This is a genomic window from Streptococcus oralis subsp. dentisani (genome assembly GCF_002096615.1).
GTDB lineage: Bacteria > Bacillota > Bacilli > Lactobacillales > Streptococcaceae > Streptococcus > Streptococcus oralis_U.
This window is the reverse complement of record NZ_NCUX01000032.1, coordinates 238,059-254,214: the sequence shown is the minus strand read 5'-3', so window position 1 is coordinate 254,214 and position 16,156 is coordinate 238,059. Positions and strand designations below refer to the sequence as shown.

The 16,156-nt window shown below is 44.1% G+C and carries 15 protein-coding genes and 1 riboswitch; of the genes, 7 read left to right on the top strand and 8 right to left on the bottom strand.

The window, feature by feature from the left end:
• The first annotated feature begins 22 nt into the window (after window positions 1-22).
• Entirely contained in the window at window positions 23-469 is a 447-nt protein-coding gene (gene argR, locus B7708_RS06395) for an arginine repressor (RefSeq protein WP_061418468.1), read from the top strand.
• 50 nt (window positions 470-519) lie between these two features.
• Window positions 520-3,054, top strand: coding sequence for a DNA mismatch repair protein MutS (mutS, locus tag B7708_RS06390; RefSeq protein ID WP_084974543.1), 2,535 nt, complete (start codon window positions 520-522; stop codon window positions 3,052-3,054).
• Between the two features lie 40 nt (window positions 3,055-3,094).
• Here mutS and B7708_RS06385 read toward each other — a convergent pair whose 3' ends face one another.
• Window positions 3,095-3,553, bottom strand: a complete 459-nt coding sequence (locus tag B7708_RS06385) for a DUF3021 domain-containing protein (protein WP_084974541.1) — start codon at window positions 3,551-3,553, stop codon at window positions 3,095-3,097.
• Window positions 3,550-3,990, bottom strand: a complete 441-nt coding sequence (locus B7708_RS06380; protein ID WP_084974539.1) for a LytTR family DNA-binding domain-containing protein — start codon at window positions 3,988-3,990, stop codon at window positions 3,550-3,552. The genes B7708_RS06385 and B7708_RS06380 overlap by 4 nt, the downstream gene beginning before the upstream one ends.
• A gap of 208 nt (window positions 3,991-4,198) precedes the next feature.
• Here B7708_RS06380 and mutL point away from each other — a divergent pair, with 208 nt between their 5' ends.
• Window positions 4,199-6,148: a DNA mismatch repair endonuclease MutL gene (gene mutL, locus B7708_RS06375; protein WP_084974537.1), complete on the top strand. Its 1,950-nt coding sequence runs from the start codon at window positions 4,199-4,201 to the stop codon at window positions 6,146-6,148.
• A 149-nt stretch (window positions 6,149-6,297) separates the two neighbouring features.
• Here the strand turns inward: mutL and B7708_RS06370 are convergent, their stop codons facing one another.
• Window positions 6,298-6,795, bottom strand: coding sequence for a helix-turn-helix domain-containing protein (locus B7708_RS06370; RefSeq protein WP_084974535.1), 498 nt, complete (start codon window positions 6,793-6,795; stop codon window positions 6,298-6,300).
• A 158-nt stretch (window positions 6,796-6,953) separates the two neighbouring features.
• Here B7708_RS06370 and ruvA point away from each other — a divergent pair, with 158 nt between their 5' ends.
• On the top strand, window positions 6,954-7,547 hold the full coding sequence (gene ruvA, locus B7708_RS06365; protein WP_000273413.1) for a Holliday junction branch migration protein RuvA: 594 nt from the start codon (window positions 6,954-6,956) through the stop codon (window positions 7,545-7,547).
• 9 nt (window positions 7,548-7,556) lie between these two features.
• Entirely contained in the window at window positions 7,557-8,120 is a 564-nt protein-coding gene (locus B7708_RS06360) for a DNA-3-methyladenine glycosylase I (protein ID WP_084974533.1), read from the top strand.
• 82 nt (window positions 8,121-8,202) lie between these two features.
• On the opposite strand, the gene B7708_RS06355 is transcribed toward B7708_RS06360, so the two are convergent.
• From B7708_RS06355 to B7708_RS06335, 5 genes are all read right to left on the bottom strand, one after another.
• Window positions 8,203-8,466 carry a SemiSWEET family transporter gene (locus B7708_RS06355; protein ID WP_000166113.1) on the bottom strand — a complete coding sequence of 88 codons (264 nt, stop codon included), beginning with the start codon at window positions 8,464-8,466 and terminating at the stop codon, window positions 8,203-8,205.
• Window positions 8,467-8,571: 105 nt separating this feature from the next.
• Window positions 8,572-9,606, bottom strand: coding sequence for a S66 family peptidase (locus B7708_RS06350; RefSeq protein WP_084974531.1), 1,035 nt, complete (start codon window positions 9,604-9,606; stop codon window positions 8,572-8,574).
• A gap of 275 nt (window positions 9,607-9,881) precedes the next feature.
• On the bottom strand, window positions 9,882-10,229 hold the full coding sequence (locus tag B7708_RS06345; protein ID WP_000331819.1) for a TfoX/Sxy family protein: 348 nt from the start codon (window positions 10,227-10,229) through the stop codon (window positions 9,882-9,884).
• A 15-nt stretch (window positions 10,230-10,244) separates the two neighbouring features.
• Window positions 10,245-10,922 (bottom strand): DUF1129 domain-containing protein, encoded by a 678-nt coding sequence (locus B7708_RS06340; RefSeq protein ID WP_084974529.1) that lies wholly within the window; start codon window positions 10,920-10,922, stop codon window positions 10,245-10,247.
• 11 nt (window positions 10,923-10,933) lie between these two features.
• Window positions 10,934-11,878, bottom strand: a complete 945-nt coding sequence (locus B7708_RS06335) for a magnesium transporter CorA family protein (RefSeq protein ID WP_084974527.1) — start codon at window positions 11,876-11,878, stop codon at window positions 10,934-10,936.
• 136 nt (window positions 11,879-12,014) lie between these two features.
• Between B7708_RS06335 and uvrA the strand changes: the two genes are divergently transcribed.
• Together uvrA and B7708_RS06325 are read left to right on the top strand one after the other, a co-directional pair.
• Window positions 12,015-14,846, top strand: coding sequence for an excinuclease ABC subunit UvrA (uvrA, locus tag B7708_RS06330; RefSeq protein WP_084974525.1), 2,832 nt, complete (start codon window positions 12,015-12,017; stop codon window positions 14,844-14,846).
• The gene (locus B7708_RS06325; protein ID WP_084974523.1) at window positions 14,839-15,900 is read left to right on the top strand and encodes a M24 family metallopeptidase; all 1,062 of its coding nucleotides are present in this window, start codon (window positions 14,839-14,841) and stop codon (window positions 15,898-15,900) included. The genes uvrA and B7708_RS06325 overlap by 8 nt, the downstream gene beginning before the upstream one ends.
• A gap of 55 nt (window positions 15,901-15,955) precedes the next feature.
• A riboswitch (M-box (ykoK) riboswitch) is annotated at window positions 15,956-16,107 on the top strand.
• The last annotated feature ends 49 nt before the right edge of the window (window positions 16,108-16,156 follow it).

Genomic DNA, 16,156 nt, shown 5'->3' with positions numbered 1-16,156 from the left:
AATATTCATGTAAGAGGTTGATATGAGAAAAAAAGAACGACACCAGTTGATTAAAAAGATGATCACTGAGGAAAAACTAGCTACACAAAAGGATATCCAAGATCGCCTAGAAGTTCGGAATGTCTTTGTGACGCAAACGACCTTGTCTCGCGACCTGCGCGAGATCGGCTTGATCAAGGTTAAGAAAAATGGTATGGTATATTATGTGCTAGCGAATGAAACAGAAAAGATTGATTTGGTAGAGTTTTTGTCGCATCATCTAGAAGGGGTTGCGAGAGCAGAGTTTACTTTGGTACTTCATACCAAGCTGGGAGAAGCAGCTGTCTTAGCAAATATTGTTGATGAAAATAAGGACGAGGCGATTTTAGGAACAGTTGCAGGAGCCAATACCTTGCTGGTTATTTGTCGAGACCAGCATGTTGCCAAGCTCATGGAAGAGCGTTTGCTAGATTTGATGAAGGATGAATAGGGTTTTGGGACTTGTTCCCAAGCCTTATTTTTGACAAGGAGAGAGCCAATATGACGACAGAAAAACTATCACCTGGTATGCAGCAGTATGTGGATATTAAAAAGCAATATCCAGATGCTTTTTTGCTCTTTCGGATGGGTGATTTTTATGAGCTGTTTTACGAAGATGCGGTCAATGCGGCGCAGATTTTAGAGATTTCACTGACCAGTCGTAATAAAAATGCAGAAAATCCGATACCCATGGCTGGTGTTCCCTATCATTCTGCCCAGCAGTATATTGATGTTTTGATTGAGCAGGGCTATAAGGTGGCTATTGCCGAGCAGATGGAAGACCCTAAACAAGCGGTTGGGGTTGTCAAGCGAGAGGTGGTTCAGGTCATCACCCCCGGTACAGTGGTTGATAGTAGTAAGCCCGATAGTCAGAACAATTTCTTGGTTGCCATAGATCGTGATGGCAATCAATTTGGCCTGGCTTATATGGATCTGGTGACGGGTGATTTCTATGTGACGGGTTTATTGGATTTCACGCTGGTTTGTGGGGAAATCCGTAACCTCAAGGCTCGTGAAGTGGTGCTGGGTTATGATTTGTCTGAGGAAGAAGAACAAATCCTCAGCCGTCAGATGAATCTGGTGCTTTCTTATGAGAAGGATGGCTTTGAGGATATTCATTTACTGGATCCACGACTGGCATCTGTGGAGCAAGCAGCAGCTAGTAAGCTGCTCAAGTATGTTCATCGGACCCAGATGCGGGAATTGAACCATCTCAAACCAGTTATCCGCTATGAAATCAAAGATTTCTTACAGATGGATTATGCGACCAAGGCTAGTCTGGATTTGGTTGAGAATGCCCGTTCAGGCAAGAAGCAAGGCAGTCTTTTCTGGCTTTTGGATGAAACCAAAACGGCTATGGGCATGCGGCTCTTGCGTTCTTGGATCCATCGTCCCTTGATTGATAAGGATCGAATCGTCCAACGTCAAGAGGTGGTGCAGGTCTTTCTTGACCACTTCTTTGAGCGCAGTGATTTAACAGACAGTCTCAAGGGTGTTTATGACATCGAACGTTTGGCTAGTCGAGTTTCCTTTGGTAAGACCAATCCTAAGGATCTCTTGCAACTGGCGACCACCTTATCTAGTGTGCCACGGATTCGTGCGATTTTAGAGGCAATGGAGCAACCTGCTCTAGACTACCTCATCGCACAGTTGGATGACATCCCTGAGTTGGAGAGCTTGATTAGCGCAGCGATTGCCCCTGAAGCTCCTCACGTGATTACGGAAGGTGGCATTATCCGTACGGGATTTGATGAGACCTTGGATAAATACCGTCGTGTGCTCAGAGAAGGGACTAGCTGGATTGCTGAGATTGAGGCCAAGGAGAGAGAAAACTCTGGCATCAGTACGCTTAAGATTGACTACAATAAAAAGGATGGTTACTATTTCCATGTGACTAATTCGCAACTGGGAAATGTTCCAGCCCACTTTTTCCGCAAGGCAACACTGAAAAACTCGGAACGCTTTGGGACAGAGGAGTTAGCCCGTATCGAGGGAGATATGCTGGAGGCGCGTGAGAAGTCAGCCAACCTAGAATATGAAATCTTTATGCGCATCCGTGAGGAAGTCAGCAAGTACATCCAGCGTTTGCAGGCTCTAGCCCAAGGAATTGCGACGGTTGATGTCTTGCAAAGTCTCGCAGTTGTGGCTGAAACCCAGCATTTGATTCGACCGGAGTTTGGAGACGATTCACAAATTGATATCCAGAAAGGGCGCCATGCTGTCGTCGAAAAGGTCATGGGAGCTCAGACCTATATTCCTAATACGATTCAGATGGCAGAAGATACCAGTATTCAGCTGATTACAGGGCCAAACATGAGTGGGAAGTCAACCTACATGCGCCAGTTAGCCATGACGGCGGTTATGGCCCAGCTGGGTTCTTATGTGCCAGCAGAAAGCGCCCATTTGCCTATCTTCGATGCTATCTTTACTCGTATCGGAGCAGCAGATGATTTGGTTTCAGGTCAATCAACCTTCATGGTAGAGATGATGGAGGCCAACAATGCCATTTCGCATGCGACCAAGGACTCCTTGATTCTCTTTGATGAATTGGGACGTGGAACTGCAACTTATGATGGGATGGCTCTTGCCCAGTCCATCATCGAATACATTCATGAACATATCGGAGCCAAAACCCTCTTTGCGACCCACTATCATGAGTTGACTAGTCTGGAGTCCAGTTTGGAACACTTGGTCAACGTCCACGTGGCAACCTTGGAGCAAGATGGGCAGGTCACCTTCCTTCACAAGATTGAACCAGGACCAGCTGACAAATCCTATGGTATCCACGTTGCTAAGATTGCTGGTTTACCGGCAGAACTTTTAGCAAGAGCAGATAAGATTTTGACACAACTGGAGAGTCAAGGGACGGAAAGTCCTGCTCCGATGAGACAAACAAGTGCTGTCACAGAACAGATGTCACTCTTTGATGCGCCTGAAGAACATCCTATCCTAGCAGAATTAGCTAAACTGGATATTTACAACATGACACCTATGCAGGCTATGAATGTCTTAGTCGAGTTCAAACAAAAGTTATAAAAAGAGCCCACTCACATTTTTGTGAGTGGGTTTTTCTCTATTACTTTTTATGGACCAAAAGTTGATTGATGTAGTCCACTTTTTTAGCTTCTCTTTTATAGAGAATAGTCCAGATGATAAGGTAGACAATCGCAAACTCTGGAATGAGCTGGAGATAGAAGGTCCAGTGGAAGGGAAACCAACCAGCCAGAGTTGCCAGTGGGATAAATCCAGTCAGCATGAGGAAGAAATGGGAAAGTGTGGCACGGAGCAAGCTCCAGTCACGGCTGAATAATCGCTTGCCAAAGCTAAAGAGAACGCCGATAGCTGACCAGATAAGTGTGCAGTAGAGCAAAACCAGGGCGCCGTGAACCTGATGTTGAGTCATCACTTGGCCGATGAGAGAGTCGGAACTTAATGGGGAGTAGGTACTTGGTGCATAAATGAGTGAAAAGATGATAGAGAGGATGAGGCCGATGAGGACGCCAGCAGCTGCGTCGTGAAATACTTGTTTTTTCATAGTTCTAATTTCTCCTTGATGGTTTTTAGGTAACGGCGTGAAGAGTAGGTGAAGCTTTCGTTTTTCAAGAAAATTTCAACCAGACCGTTGGGCGTGAGCTTGAGATGAGAGATGGAGTCGATATTGACGATTTCAGATTGGGAAATTTGGATAAAAGTGGTCGGCAGAATTTCAAGAACCTGATAGAGTCGCAAATCAATGGCGTAGGTCTGACTTGCGGTTTCTGCTAGAACCTTTCGATTCTCGATATAGAAGCGCTGAATCTTACTAATCTTAACTAGATAGACCTGATCATCAATCTTACCTTTGATTGTTTCTTTTTGGTCCAGATTTTCTGCGAACTCGATGACTTTTTGGACTTTTTTGGTTTCTTGAGGTGCTTGGACAATCAGCTTTTCCTCCTTGTAAGTCTCCTTAATCTGTAGTTCTACTTTCATAAACTTCCCTCCTTACCTTTCATACAAAATTGTGATCACTTCCTGTACACCTTTATTAAACACTATTTTACGACCTCTGGCAAGAGCTTTTGCCTATGTGGAGAGATTTGGAGTCTATGTGGTATTTGCTTTTTCTGGTAACATCTGAAATATGGTATAATAGCACTAATCAATTTCTAGGAAAATAGATACAGAAAGGGGCTGAAAGATGTCTCATATTATTGAATTGCCAGAGGTGCTGGCAAACCAAATCGCGGCAGGAGAAGTGATTGAACGTCCTGCCAGTGTGGTCAAAGAATTGGTAGAAAATGCCATTGACGCGGGTTCTAGCCAGATTATCATCGAGATTGAGGAAGCTGGTCTCAAGAAAATCCAAATCACAGATAATGGTCATGGAATTGCCCACGATGAGGTGGAGTTAGCCTTGCGTCGCCATGCGACCAGTAAGATAAAAAATCAAGCAGATCTATTTCGGATTCGGACGCTTGGTTTTCGAGGTGAAGCCCTGCCCTCTATCGCGTCTGTCAGTGTCTTGACTTTGTTGACGGCGGTAGATGGTGCGAGTCATGGAACCAAGCTAGTTGCGCGTGGGGGTGAAGTTGAGGAAGTCATCCCAGCGACTAGTCCAGTGGGAACCAAGGTTTGTGTGGAGGACCTCTTCTTCAACACGCCTGCCCGTCTCAAGTATATGAAGAGCCAGCAAGCGGAATTGTCTCATATCATTGATATTGTCAACCGTCTGGGATTGGCCCATCCTGAGATTTCTTTTAGTTTGATCAGTGATGGCAAGGAAATGACGCGGACAGCAGGGACTGGTCAACTGCGTCAAGCCATCGCAGGGATTTACGGTTTGGCGAGTGCTAAGAAGATGATTGCCATTGAGAACTCTGACCTAGATTTCGAAATTTCAGGATTTGTGTCTTTGCCTGAGTTAACCCGAGCCAACCGCAACTATATCAGTCTCTTCATCAATGGTCGTTATATCAAGAACTTCTTGCTCAATCGTGCTATTCTTGATGGTTACGGTAGCAAGCTCATGGTGGGACGTTTTCCACTGGCTGTCATTCACATCCATATCGATCCTTATCTGGCTGATGTCAATGTCCATCCAACCAAACAAGAAGTGCGGATTTCCAAGGAAAAAGAACTAATGGCGCTAGTTTCAGAAGCTATTTCAAATAGTCTCAAGGAACAAGCCTTAATCCCTGATGCCTTGGAAAATCTTGCCAAATCGACCGTGCGTAATCGTCAAAAGGTGGAGCAGACCATTCTCCCACTCAAAGAAAACAATCTCTACTACGAGCAAACGGAAGCAACAAGCTCTATTCCAGCTGAGGTTTCAGACAGTCAAGTAGACCTGACTGAAGAGAAACAGGATTTGACCTTGTTTGCCAAAGAAACTTTGGACCAGTTAACCAAGCCCGCAAAACTGCATTTTGCAGAGAGAAAGCCTGCTAACTACGACCAACTAGATCATCCAGAGTTAGACCTAGCTAGTCTCGATAAGGCTTATGATAAGTTGGAGCGAGAAGAAGCATCTAGCTTCCCAGAGTTGGAGTTTTTCGGGCAAATGCACGGGACCTATCTTTTTGCCCAAGGGCGAGATGGGCTCTACATCATAGACCAGCACGCGGCTCAGGAACGGGTTAAGTACGAGGAATATCGTGAAAGCATCGGCAATGTTGACCAGAGCCAACAGCAACTCTTAGTGCCCTACATCTTTGAATTTCCTGCAGATGATGCGCTTTGTCTCAAGGAAAGAATGCCTCTTTTAGAGGAAGTGGGTGTCTTTCTAGCAGAGTACGGGGAAAATCAATTTATCCTGCGTGAACATCCTATTTGGATGGCAGAAGAAGAGATTGAGTCAGGCATCTATGAAATGTGCGACATGCTACTCTTGACCAAGGAAGTTTCGATCAAGAAATACCGAGCAGAGCTGGCTATCATGATGTCCTGCAAGCGGTCTATCAAGGCAAATCATCGTATCGATGACCATTCGGCTAGACAGCTTCTTTATCAGCTTTCTCAATGTGACAATCCCTATAACTGTCCCCACGGACGTCCCGTTTTGGTGCATTTTACCAAGTCAGATATGGAAAAAATGTTTCGACGCATTCAGGAAAATCATACGAGTCTTCGTGAGTTGGGGAAATATTAAGAACACAAAAAGCCTTTGTTCCTTTTGAACAAGGCTTTTTAGTTTTTCTAAAGTGGGAACTTGATTGGACATGGGTAGCTTGACACGAAGTTTACACTTGCTTGACAAGACCAGTTCTAAAAAATATTGCGAAAACGGAATTAGGTGATTCAAGGTTTTGTAGAGTTGTCTTGGTTTGAGGGATTCTCAAGACCAATCACTTTATCAAGATAACGTTGTTTGGTTTTGAGAGTCTTGCTGATAGCAATCGCTGAAGCAATCAAAAGAACGAAGGTCAGCCAAATCCAGGCGGTGAACTCGGCTGGAAAACTAGAACCAGCTAAAAAGAGATAGATAGCCAGAGCTAAGACGAAAATATAAATCACTTGCCAAAGACCAAAGGATTTAACCTCCTTATAGTATTTGTCCTTGTCTTCCTCAAAAATTACTGCTGTGGAATCTTTTTCAGAGTTTTCATCCAGTAGCAGATAGTCAGTTGTCACTTGAAAAATCTTGCTTAATTCAATGATTTTTTCGATTTCAGGAAGGACTTGTCCAGACTCCCATTTTGAGATGCTTTGCCGAGAAACATTGATTTGTTCAGCTAGCTTTTCCTGGGACCAACCTTTTTCCTTTCTGAGCTCAAATAGTTTTTCTGCGAGTTTCATGATTCTATCCTCCTTTTTCTACCTCTATCCTAACAATTTTTACTTATAATGAGAATACAATCTCCTGTACTATTTGTCAACCAGAGGTTGCACCTTTTGTTGCAGTCTGTCTTAGGGAAATATGGTATACTAGATAGGCAAAATAATGGAGAAAAATTATGTACGAATATTTAAAAGGAATCATTACCAAAATCACTGCTAAATACATCGTCCTAGAGGCAAATGGTATAGGTTATATTTTGCATGTAGCCAATCCCTATTCTTACTCAGGTCAGGTCAATCAAGAAACTCAAATTTATGTGCACCAAGTTGTCCGTGAGGACGCCCATCTGCTCTATGGTTTTCGATCAGAAGATGAGAAGAAACTCTTTCTTAGTCTGATTTCGGTATCAGGGATTGGTCCGGTATCAGCTCTTGCTATCATCGCAGCTGATGACAATGCTGGCTTGGTTCAGGCGATTGAAACTAAGAACATCACCTACTTGACTAAGTTCCCTAAAATTGGCAAGAAAACAGCCCAGCAGATGGTGCTAGACTTGGAAGGTAAGGTAGTTGTGGCTAGCGATGACCTTCCTGCCAAGGTGGCAGTGCAAACCAGCGCTGAAAACCAAGAACTGGAAGAAGCCATGGAAGCCATGTTGGCACTGGGCTACAAGGCGACTGAGCTCAAGAAAATCAAGAAATTCTTTGAAGGAACGACAGATACAGCTGAGAACTATATCAAATCGGCCCTTAAGATGTTGGTAAAATAGGAGAATAATATGACAAAACGCTGTGGTTGGGTTAAAATGAACAATCCTTTATATGTGGCCTATCATGATGAAGAGTGGGGTCAACCCCTTCATGATGACCGTGCTCTTTTTGAACTGCTCTGTATGGAAACTTACCAGTCGGGTCTATCTTGGGAAACGGTACTAAACAAACGCCAAGGATTCCGAGAAGTCTTTTACAACTACCAAGTTCAACGTGTCGCGGAAATGACAGATGGCGAGTTGGAAGCCTTGTTAGAGAATCCAGCCATCATCCGAAATCGTTCCAAGCTCTTTGCGACACGTGCCAACGCCCAAGCATTTTTGCAAGTCCAGAAAACCTACGGCTCTTTTGACGCTTATCTCTGGTCCTTTGTTGAGGGAAAAACGATCGTGAATGATGTTCCTGACTATCACCTAGCACCTTCTAAAACAGCCTTGTCTGAAAAGTTGTCTCAAGATCTCAAAAAACAAGGCTTCAAGTTTACAGGTCCAGTCGCAGTTTTGTCTTTTCTACAGGCGGCAGGCCTGGTTGATGACCACGAGAATGATTGCGAGTGGAAAAACGGAAATTAGTGAGTCCAAGCGTCTAACTATCTGAGAAAATAGAAAAAGCTGAGAAAATTATCTCAGCTTTTTGATTATATGCTAGTAACTTTTATAGTGCAGTAAGAAATGTCAGTCCACCTAAGACAACGCCAGCTGAGTTTGGAATAATTAGTATCCAATCCTTCTTAGGCTCTTTTGTCCATCCGTAAATAACCCAAATTAAACAAGATACTGCTGCGGATAAAGGCTGGAATGGTTGAGCTTTGTTGCCTTGTAAATTGGCAAAAATTTGTGGGATGTAGGCGATAAATACAACAATCCCGATAAAGGCTCCAATTGAACCGACAATTTGATTTATTTTTTGTTTAGTCATATACACCTCCTTTAAAAAGATATCATAGAAATAAGCAAAATGCAATAAATTCAGACACAAATTGTAACGAAAATCAATACCAAAGCACAAAAATGGAGAAATTGTTTATTTTTTGTTATAGTCAAAGCGAATGACTTGCTTCTGTGTATCCACATAAGCGTGAACGCCAAAGGGCACAATGGCTCTTGGAGTTGCGTGACCGACATTCAGATTATAGACAATCGGGATATTGTTATCAATGATATCCAATAGTGCTTCCTTATAGTCGTCATAGAAGGTTTCATCCATTGGCTTTCCGACCAAGAGTCCACTGATAACCCCAAATATCCCCGTGTCCTTTAAAGTCCGCAACATTTTTTTGAAATCATCAGGTTCAGGCTTTTCTTCGCTTGTTTCTAGCAAGAGAATCTTTCCTTCCCAGTCACATAAGTCAGGGAAGAGTCGGTACTCTTGGCAGAGGTCCGTGCTGTCTGCGTATCGAGAATTGTCAAAGATATCATAGAGGGACTCAAGGCAACCACCGAGAATTTCTCCCTCAAACTGAGCATTTCCTTGCAACAAATCAAAGCCTGTATTTACATGACTGATACGAGCTGTTCCCAGAGCCTTGGGACTAAAATCAGTCCGTTCCTCATACCAAAGGTCGCTAGGGCAGATTTCTGAGATTCTTCCTGTCTTGATCAATTCTTTAAAGTAGTGAAAGCTATAGGGTAACATCTCATTGTCTAATTCACAAATGTCTGCTAGAAAGGATTGCCCATAAAAAGTCTTGATCCCTAGTTTGTGCAACATAAGGTGGTTCATGGTTGTATCCGATAAGCCAAGAAAAATCTTTTGTTGGATAACCTTTTGGAGCTGGTCGTTTTCAAAAAGGTAGGGTAGCAAGCGATAGGTATCATCCCCACCGATGGCGCATAGGATCATGTCGATGCTATCATCAGAAAAGGCCTGCATCAAATCCTCTGCACGTGCCTCCGGATGGTCCTTGATAAAGTCTAACCCTTTTAGCGAATGGGGCAAAAAGATAGGATTGAGTCCCAAATCCTTAAGACGTTGGAGCCCCAAGTCGACTTCGTGTTTGACAAAATCCTCTCCGATAACACCGCTAGACAAACTAACAATACCAATAGTAGAAACCATATCTCATCCTCCTAGAAATAGATTGATACTCTTCGAAAATCAAATTCAAACCACGTCAGCTTTGCCTTGCCGTACTCAAGTACAGCCTGTGGCTAGCTTCCTAGTTTGCTCTTTGATTTTCATTGAGTATGAGCCTATTCTATCACAAAAGATGAGAGAAAACTACAAGAATGAGACTCAGAAGTGCTATTGAATCTCAAGAAAGCAAGTGAAAAAAGCAACCGCTTGTGCAGTTGCTTTTCGTTTTTCTAATCTCTAATCTCACTAGATATGAGTTACTTGGTCAACTCTTGATTATAGGAGAGAGCTAAATCAATCCAGTAAGGAAGTTCTTTTTGACCTTCGATATCTAGGTCTATATAGCCATGATAAGGTCGCCCTCTCATCAATGTGGTATGAGCTCCTGTTCGGGGTAGAACTTGCTTTTCCGTTTCTTTGCCAATTCTCACCATAACCAGCTCGTCCTTTCTGGAACTGACAGTAAGGACCATTTTCCCACGAATCATAAAGGCCAGGCCACCAAACAGTTTCTTTTCTTCTAACTCTTCTTCGAAAATTTGGGGAGGAAGTTTGAGTGCTAGAATTTTTCGAATCTGCTTAGCTAAAGATTGACTATATGCCATAGCGTTTCACTTTTCTTAATAACGTGATGGGCCCGCGCTTGCACTTCGGATGTTAAAACGTTTCTTGAGATAGAAGCGAAGAGCGAGAAGGGCAGCTCCCAGGATAGCCAAAGGCAATGGAGCAAGGATTGGATTGAGAGCTGCTGGTAGGAAGCTAGTTCCAAAGAAAACGGCTAACCAAAGGACCATAGAAGCCAGGATAACGAGCACAGATTTCCAGAAAGGAGGACGCTGGCTACGCTCCATATCGGGTCCATAATAGCGGTAGACAAAGTAGTACATAAAGTAAAAGGCAACTCCCCCAACAAGACCAACAAGCAAAAGGGTAATCAAGCCGTAGCCAATGGCTTGATTAGCTGAAAAGGCTGTCGTAATGGCACTAATCATTGCAAACAAACCAGTGATAAAAAGGGCTGAGTCCATAATCATGAGTTTTGGATCATCATTTTCTTTTGGATGCTCTTTTTCGTATTGCTCCTTGACGGTGAAGCTGTGAGCCCAGTGGGTTGGAGCGCCATAGAGGGAACGAGCGGTCGTACCTTTAGCTTGTTCCTCAAGGATTTGGGGAATAACTTCCTCAAAGATAGTCTTGATTTCAGCGTCTGTTTTGCCATCTTTGATAAATTGTTGGGTAGCGATGTGGATAAACTCTTGGTTTTTCTTGGTTAGTTTTTGTAAATCAATCTGAGACATAGGGATTCCTCTTAGAACCATTTTTTATGGATGAGATAGAGAGTGAGCGAAACACTCATAGCAAAGGCGATAAAGACGATTAACCAGAAGGCGTGAGGCTCGCCGTTTAGAGGGATTTCATTATCCTTGAAGTTCATCCCGTAGGCTGAGAAGATCATGGTTGGGACAGACATGACGATGGTCACGAGAGCCAGAGTTTTCATGATGTTGTTCTGGTTGTTGGAAATGATAGAAGCGAAAGTCTCTGTCATAGAGTGAAGGACGTTTCCATAGATATCTGCCATCTCAATGGCCTGTTGGGTTTCAATCAGGGTATCTTCGAGCAGGTCTTGGTCCTCTAGGTATTTCTTGATATTGCTAGTTGCGCTGGTCAATTTCTTAATCACGCGCTCGTTCGTCTTAAGTGAGGCCTTGAAATAGACGATGGTCTTTTCCAATTCCATGAGCTCGATCAACTCTTCGTTTCGAGTAGACTTGTGAAGTTGACTTTCGATTTGTTCACTCTTACGGTCGATCGAACGAAGGGCAGTCAGGTAAAGCTCTGCGTTGCGATAGAGAATCTGGAAGATAAAACGTGAACGCATGAAGGTGTAAAAGTTACGCAGTCTACGGTTGATAAAGACATCGAGAACGGGGAGAGGTTCCAAGCAGGTGGTGATAATGGTTTCCTCGGTGATAATAATCCCCAGCGGAATCGTTACGTAGTAGGTGCGGTTGTTTCTTTCCTCTGTGATGGGAACGTCTACGATGATCAAAGTATACTCATCTTCGATGGTAATACGGGACATTTCTTCCGCATCGAGCGGTGCCCGGAGGTCGGTGATGTCGATATCGAAGGCGTTGGCGATTTCCAACGATTCATTTTGTGTAGGATTGACGAGGTTGATCCAAGTACCCGGTTCAAGCGTGTCGATCTCTTTAAATTCAGTTGTTGTTGAGAGAAAAACTTGTTTCATATCCCCTATCCTTTCCTACTATTCAGTGATTCATTTTTTGCACCGTACTATTATACTATAAAAACAGCTTTTTGGGTAATAGAATTTCACATTTTTTGGTATAATGGAAAGCAATAATGGACTAGAAAGAACAAAGATGCAAGATAAAATTGTGATTCATGGGGCACGTGCCCATAACTTAAAAAATATTGATGTTGAGATTCCGCGAGACAAGCTGGTTGTCGTGACCGGTTTGTCGGGTTCTGGGAAATCCAGTCTGGCTTTTGATACCCTCTATGCCGAGGGGCAACGTCGCTATGTAGAGAGTCTATCAGCCTATGCTCGTCAGTTTTTGGGCAACATGGAAAAACCAGATGTGGATGCAATTGATGGTCTCAGTCCAGCTATTTCCATCGACCAAAAAACGACCAGTAAAAATCCTCGTTCGACCGTCGGGACAACGACTGAAATCAATGACTATCTGCGTCTCCTTTACGCACGTGTGGGGACGCCTTACTGTATCAACGGACATGGGGCTATCAAGGCTTCTTCTGTAGAGCAAATCGTTGATAAGGTCTTGGAATTGCCAGAACGCCAGCGTCTGCAAATCTTAGCTCCGGTTATCCGCAAGAAAAAAGGACAACACAAGAGCGTCATTGAAAAGATTCAGAAAGATGGCTATGTTCGTGTCCGAGTGGATGGGGAAGTCTATGATGTGACCGAAGTGCCTGAGCTGTCAAAGAGCAAGCAACATGATATCGATGTCGTGGTCGACCGTATTGTCATCAAGGATGGCATTCGTAGCCGTCTCTTTGACTCCGTTGAGGCTGCCCTTCGTATCGCAGAAGGTTATGTGATTATCGATACCATGGACGACTCTGAGTTGCTCTTCTCTGAGCACTATGCCTGTCCGGTTTGTGGTTTTACCGTACCAGAGTTAGAGCCTCGTCTCTTCTCCTTCAATGCTCCTTTTGGTTCTTGTAGTGAGTGTGATGGTTTGGGTATCAAGCTAGAGGTGGATATCGACCTAGTGGTGCCAGATACCAGCAAAACCTTACGTGAGGGGGCGCTAGCACCTTGGAATCCTATCTCATCCAACTACTATCCAAACATGTTAGAACAGGCTATGACAGCCTTTGGAGTGGATATGGACAAGCCTTTCGAGAATTTGTCAGAAGAAGATAAGAACCTGATTCTTTATGGTTCGGATGGCAAGGAATTCCATTTTCACTATGAGAATGAATTTGGTGGTGTGCGGGATATCGACATTCCTTTTGAAGGAGTTGTCACTAATATCAAACGTCGTTACCATGAGACTAACAGTGATTACACCCGCACTCAGATGCGCCTCTATATGAATGAACTGACCTGCGGAACTTGTCACGGCTACCGTCTTAACGATCAGGCCTTGTCTGTCCGTGTGGGTGGCGAGCAAGGTCCCCATATCGGAGAGATTTCAGACTTGTCTATCGCAGACCACTTGGAGTTGGTGAGCCAGCTGACCTTATCTGAAAATGAAGCCATCATAGCTCGTCCTATTCTCAAGGAAATTAAGGACCGTTTGACCTTCCTCAATAACGTGGGTCTTAATTATCTAACCCTGTCACGTTCGGCAGGAACCCTATCAGGAGGAGAGAGTCAGCGTATTCGCTTGGCAACCCAGATTGGTTCTAATCTATCAGGCGTCCTTTATATTCTAGATGAGCCGTCGATCGGACTTCACCAGAGGGACAATGACCGTCTCATTGCCAGCTTGAAAAAAATGCGTGACTTGGGCAATACTCTCATCGTGGTGGAACACGACGAAGATACCATGCGCGAGGCGGATTATCTGATTGACGTTGGTCCTGGTGCGGGAGTCTTTGGTGGGGAAATCGTCGCTGCAGGGACACCTAAGCAAGTGGCTCGCAACAGTAAGTCCATCACAGGTCAGTACTTGTCGGGCAAAAGAGCCATTCCAGTGCCAGCAGAGCGCCGTTCCGGAAATGGTCGTTTTATCGAGGTGACAGGAGCGCGTGAGAACAACTTGCAAAATGTCACTGCTCGCTTCCCACTAGGAAAATTTATCGCAGTGACGGGGGTATCTGGCTCAGGGAAATCGACCCTAATCAACAGCATCCTCAAAAAAGCTATTGCTCAGAAACTCAACCGCAATTCAGACAAACCTGGTAAGTTTAAAACGATTACAGGGATTGAGCATGTGGATCGTCTGATTGATATTGACCAGAGCCCAATCGGACGGACACCGAGGTCTAATCCAGCTACCTATACAGGAGTTTTTGACGATATACGTGACCTTTTTGCCCAGACAAATGAAGCTAAGATTAGAGGCTACAAGAAGGGACGTTTCAGTTTCAACGTCAAGGGTGGTCGCTGTGAAGCCTGCTCAGGTGACGGGATTATCAAGATTGAGATGCACTTCTTGCCAGATGTTTACGTGGCTTGTGAAGTCTGCCATGGAACCCGCTACAACAGTGAAACCCTAGAAGTTCACTACAAGGAAAAGAACATCTCGCAAGTCTTGGATATGACAGTCAACGATGCAGTGGAATTCTTCCAACATATTCCTAAGATTCAACGCAAACTCCAGACCATCAAGGATGTAGGGTTGGGCTATGTAACGCTAGGACAACCAGCTACGACTCTTTCAGGTGGAGAAGCCCAGCGTATGAAGTTGGCTAGTGAACTCCACAAACGCTCGACAGGCAAGTCATTCTACATTCTGGATGAGCCGACGACAGGACTTCATACGGAGGACATCGCTCGCTTGCTTAAAGTCTTGGCTCGCTTTGTAGACGATGGTAATACAGTCCTCGTCATCGAGCACAATCTGGATGTCATTAAGACGGCAGACCATATCATCGACTTGGGACCTGAGGGCGGTGTTGGTGGTGGAACCATCATCGCAACAGGAACTCCAGAAGAAGTAGCGGCCAATGAAGCCAGCTACACAGGACACTATTTGAAAGGAAAGTTACATCATGAATAAACGCGTACAAGCATTTCTAGCTAAAATGCAAGAAAAAGAACTGGATGGCATCATCATCAACAACCTTAAAAATGTCTATTATTTGACTGGTTTTTGGGGTTCAAACGGAACAGTTTTCATCAGTCGTGACCGCCAGGTCTTGGTAACGGATTCTCGCTATATCATTGCAGCCAAGCAAGAAGTGACAGGTTTTGAGATTGTGGCTGACCGCGATGAATTGACTGTTATTGCAGGCATTGTTAAGGATATGGGCTTGTCTCGCATCGGTTTTGAGGATGAGATTTCGGTCTCTTATTACCACCGTATGCAGGCTGCCTTTGCGGGAATCGACTTGTTGCCACAGACTCAGTTTGTTGAAGCTCTTCGTATGATTAAGGATGAGAAAGAGGTTGCGACCATTCGCAAGGCTTGTTCCATCTCAGACCAGGCTTTTCGTGATGCGCTTGACTTTATCAAACCAGGAAAAACTGAGATCGAAATTGCCAACTTCCTTGATTTCCGCATGCGTGAGCTAGGAGCGGCAGGCTTGTCTTTTGATACCATTTTAGCAAGTGGTATCAACTCTTCTAAGCCCCATGCTCATCCAATGCACAAACCGGTTGAAGTGGGAGAAGCCATTACCATGGACTTCGGCTGCCTCTACGACCACTATGTCAGTGATATGACACGGACCATTTATCTAGGTCATGTCAGTGACGAGCAGGCAGAGATTTACAATACGGTTCTGAAAGCCAACCAAGCTCTGATTGATCAAGCTAAGACAGGATTAGGTTTCCGTGACTTTGACAAAATTCCTCGTGATATTATCATCGAGGCAGGCTATGGCGACTACTTTACCCACGGTATTGGACACGGTATCGGACTGGATATTCACGAAGAACCTTACTTTAGCCAAACATCAACTGATACGATTAAGGCAGGCATGACCTTGACAGATGAGCCTGGTATCTATATCGAAGGCAAATACGGTGTTCGTATTGAGGATGATATCTTGATTACGGAGACAGGTTGCGAATTGTTGACTCTAGCTCCAAAAGAATTAATTGTTATTTAAGAAAATTATGATAAATCGTTGACTTTTATATTTTAAAGGTTTATACTGATAGACGAAAACGGTAGGTGAGGCTACCATAGGGATACGGATGACTACCGCAAAGCAGTGGAGACACTACTCGTTGGTCAACAGTCCTGGTCGCGAAGGCCAAGACTAAGCTCATTACATCGCCCTATGGAGTTAAAGCTTGAACGAAAAAACAGATAATTAGTTTTTTAATCCTGCCATTTTATGGTGGGATTTTCTACTGTTTTAG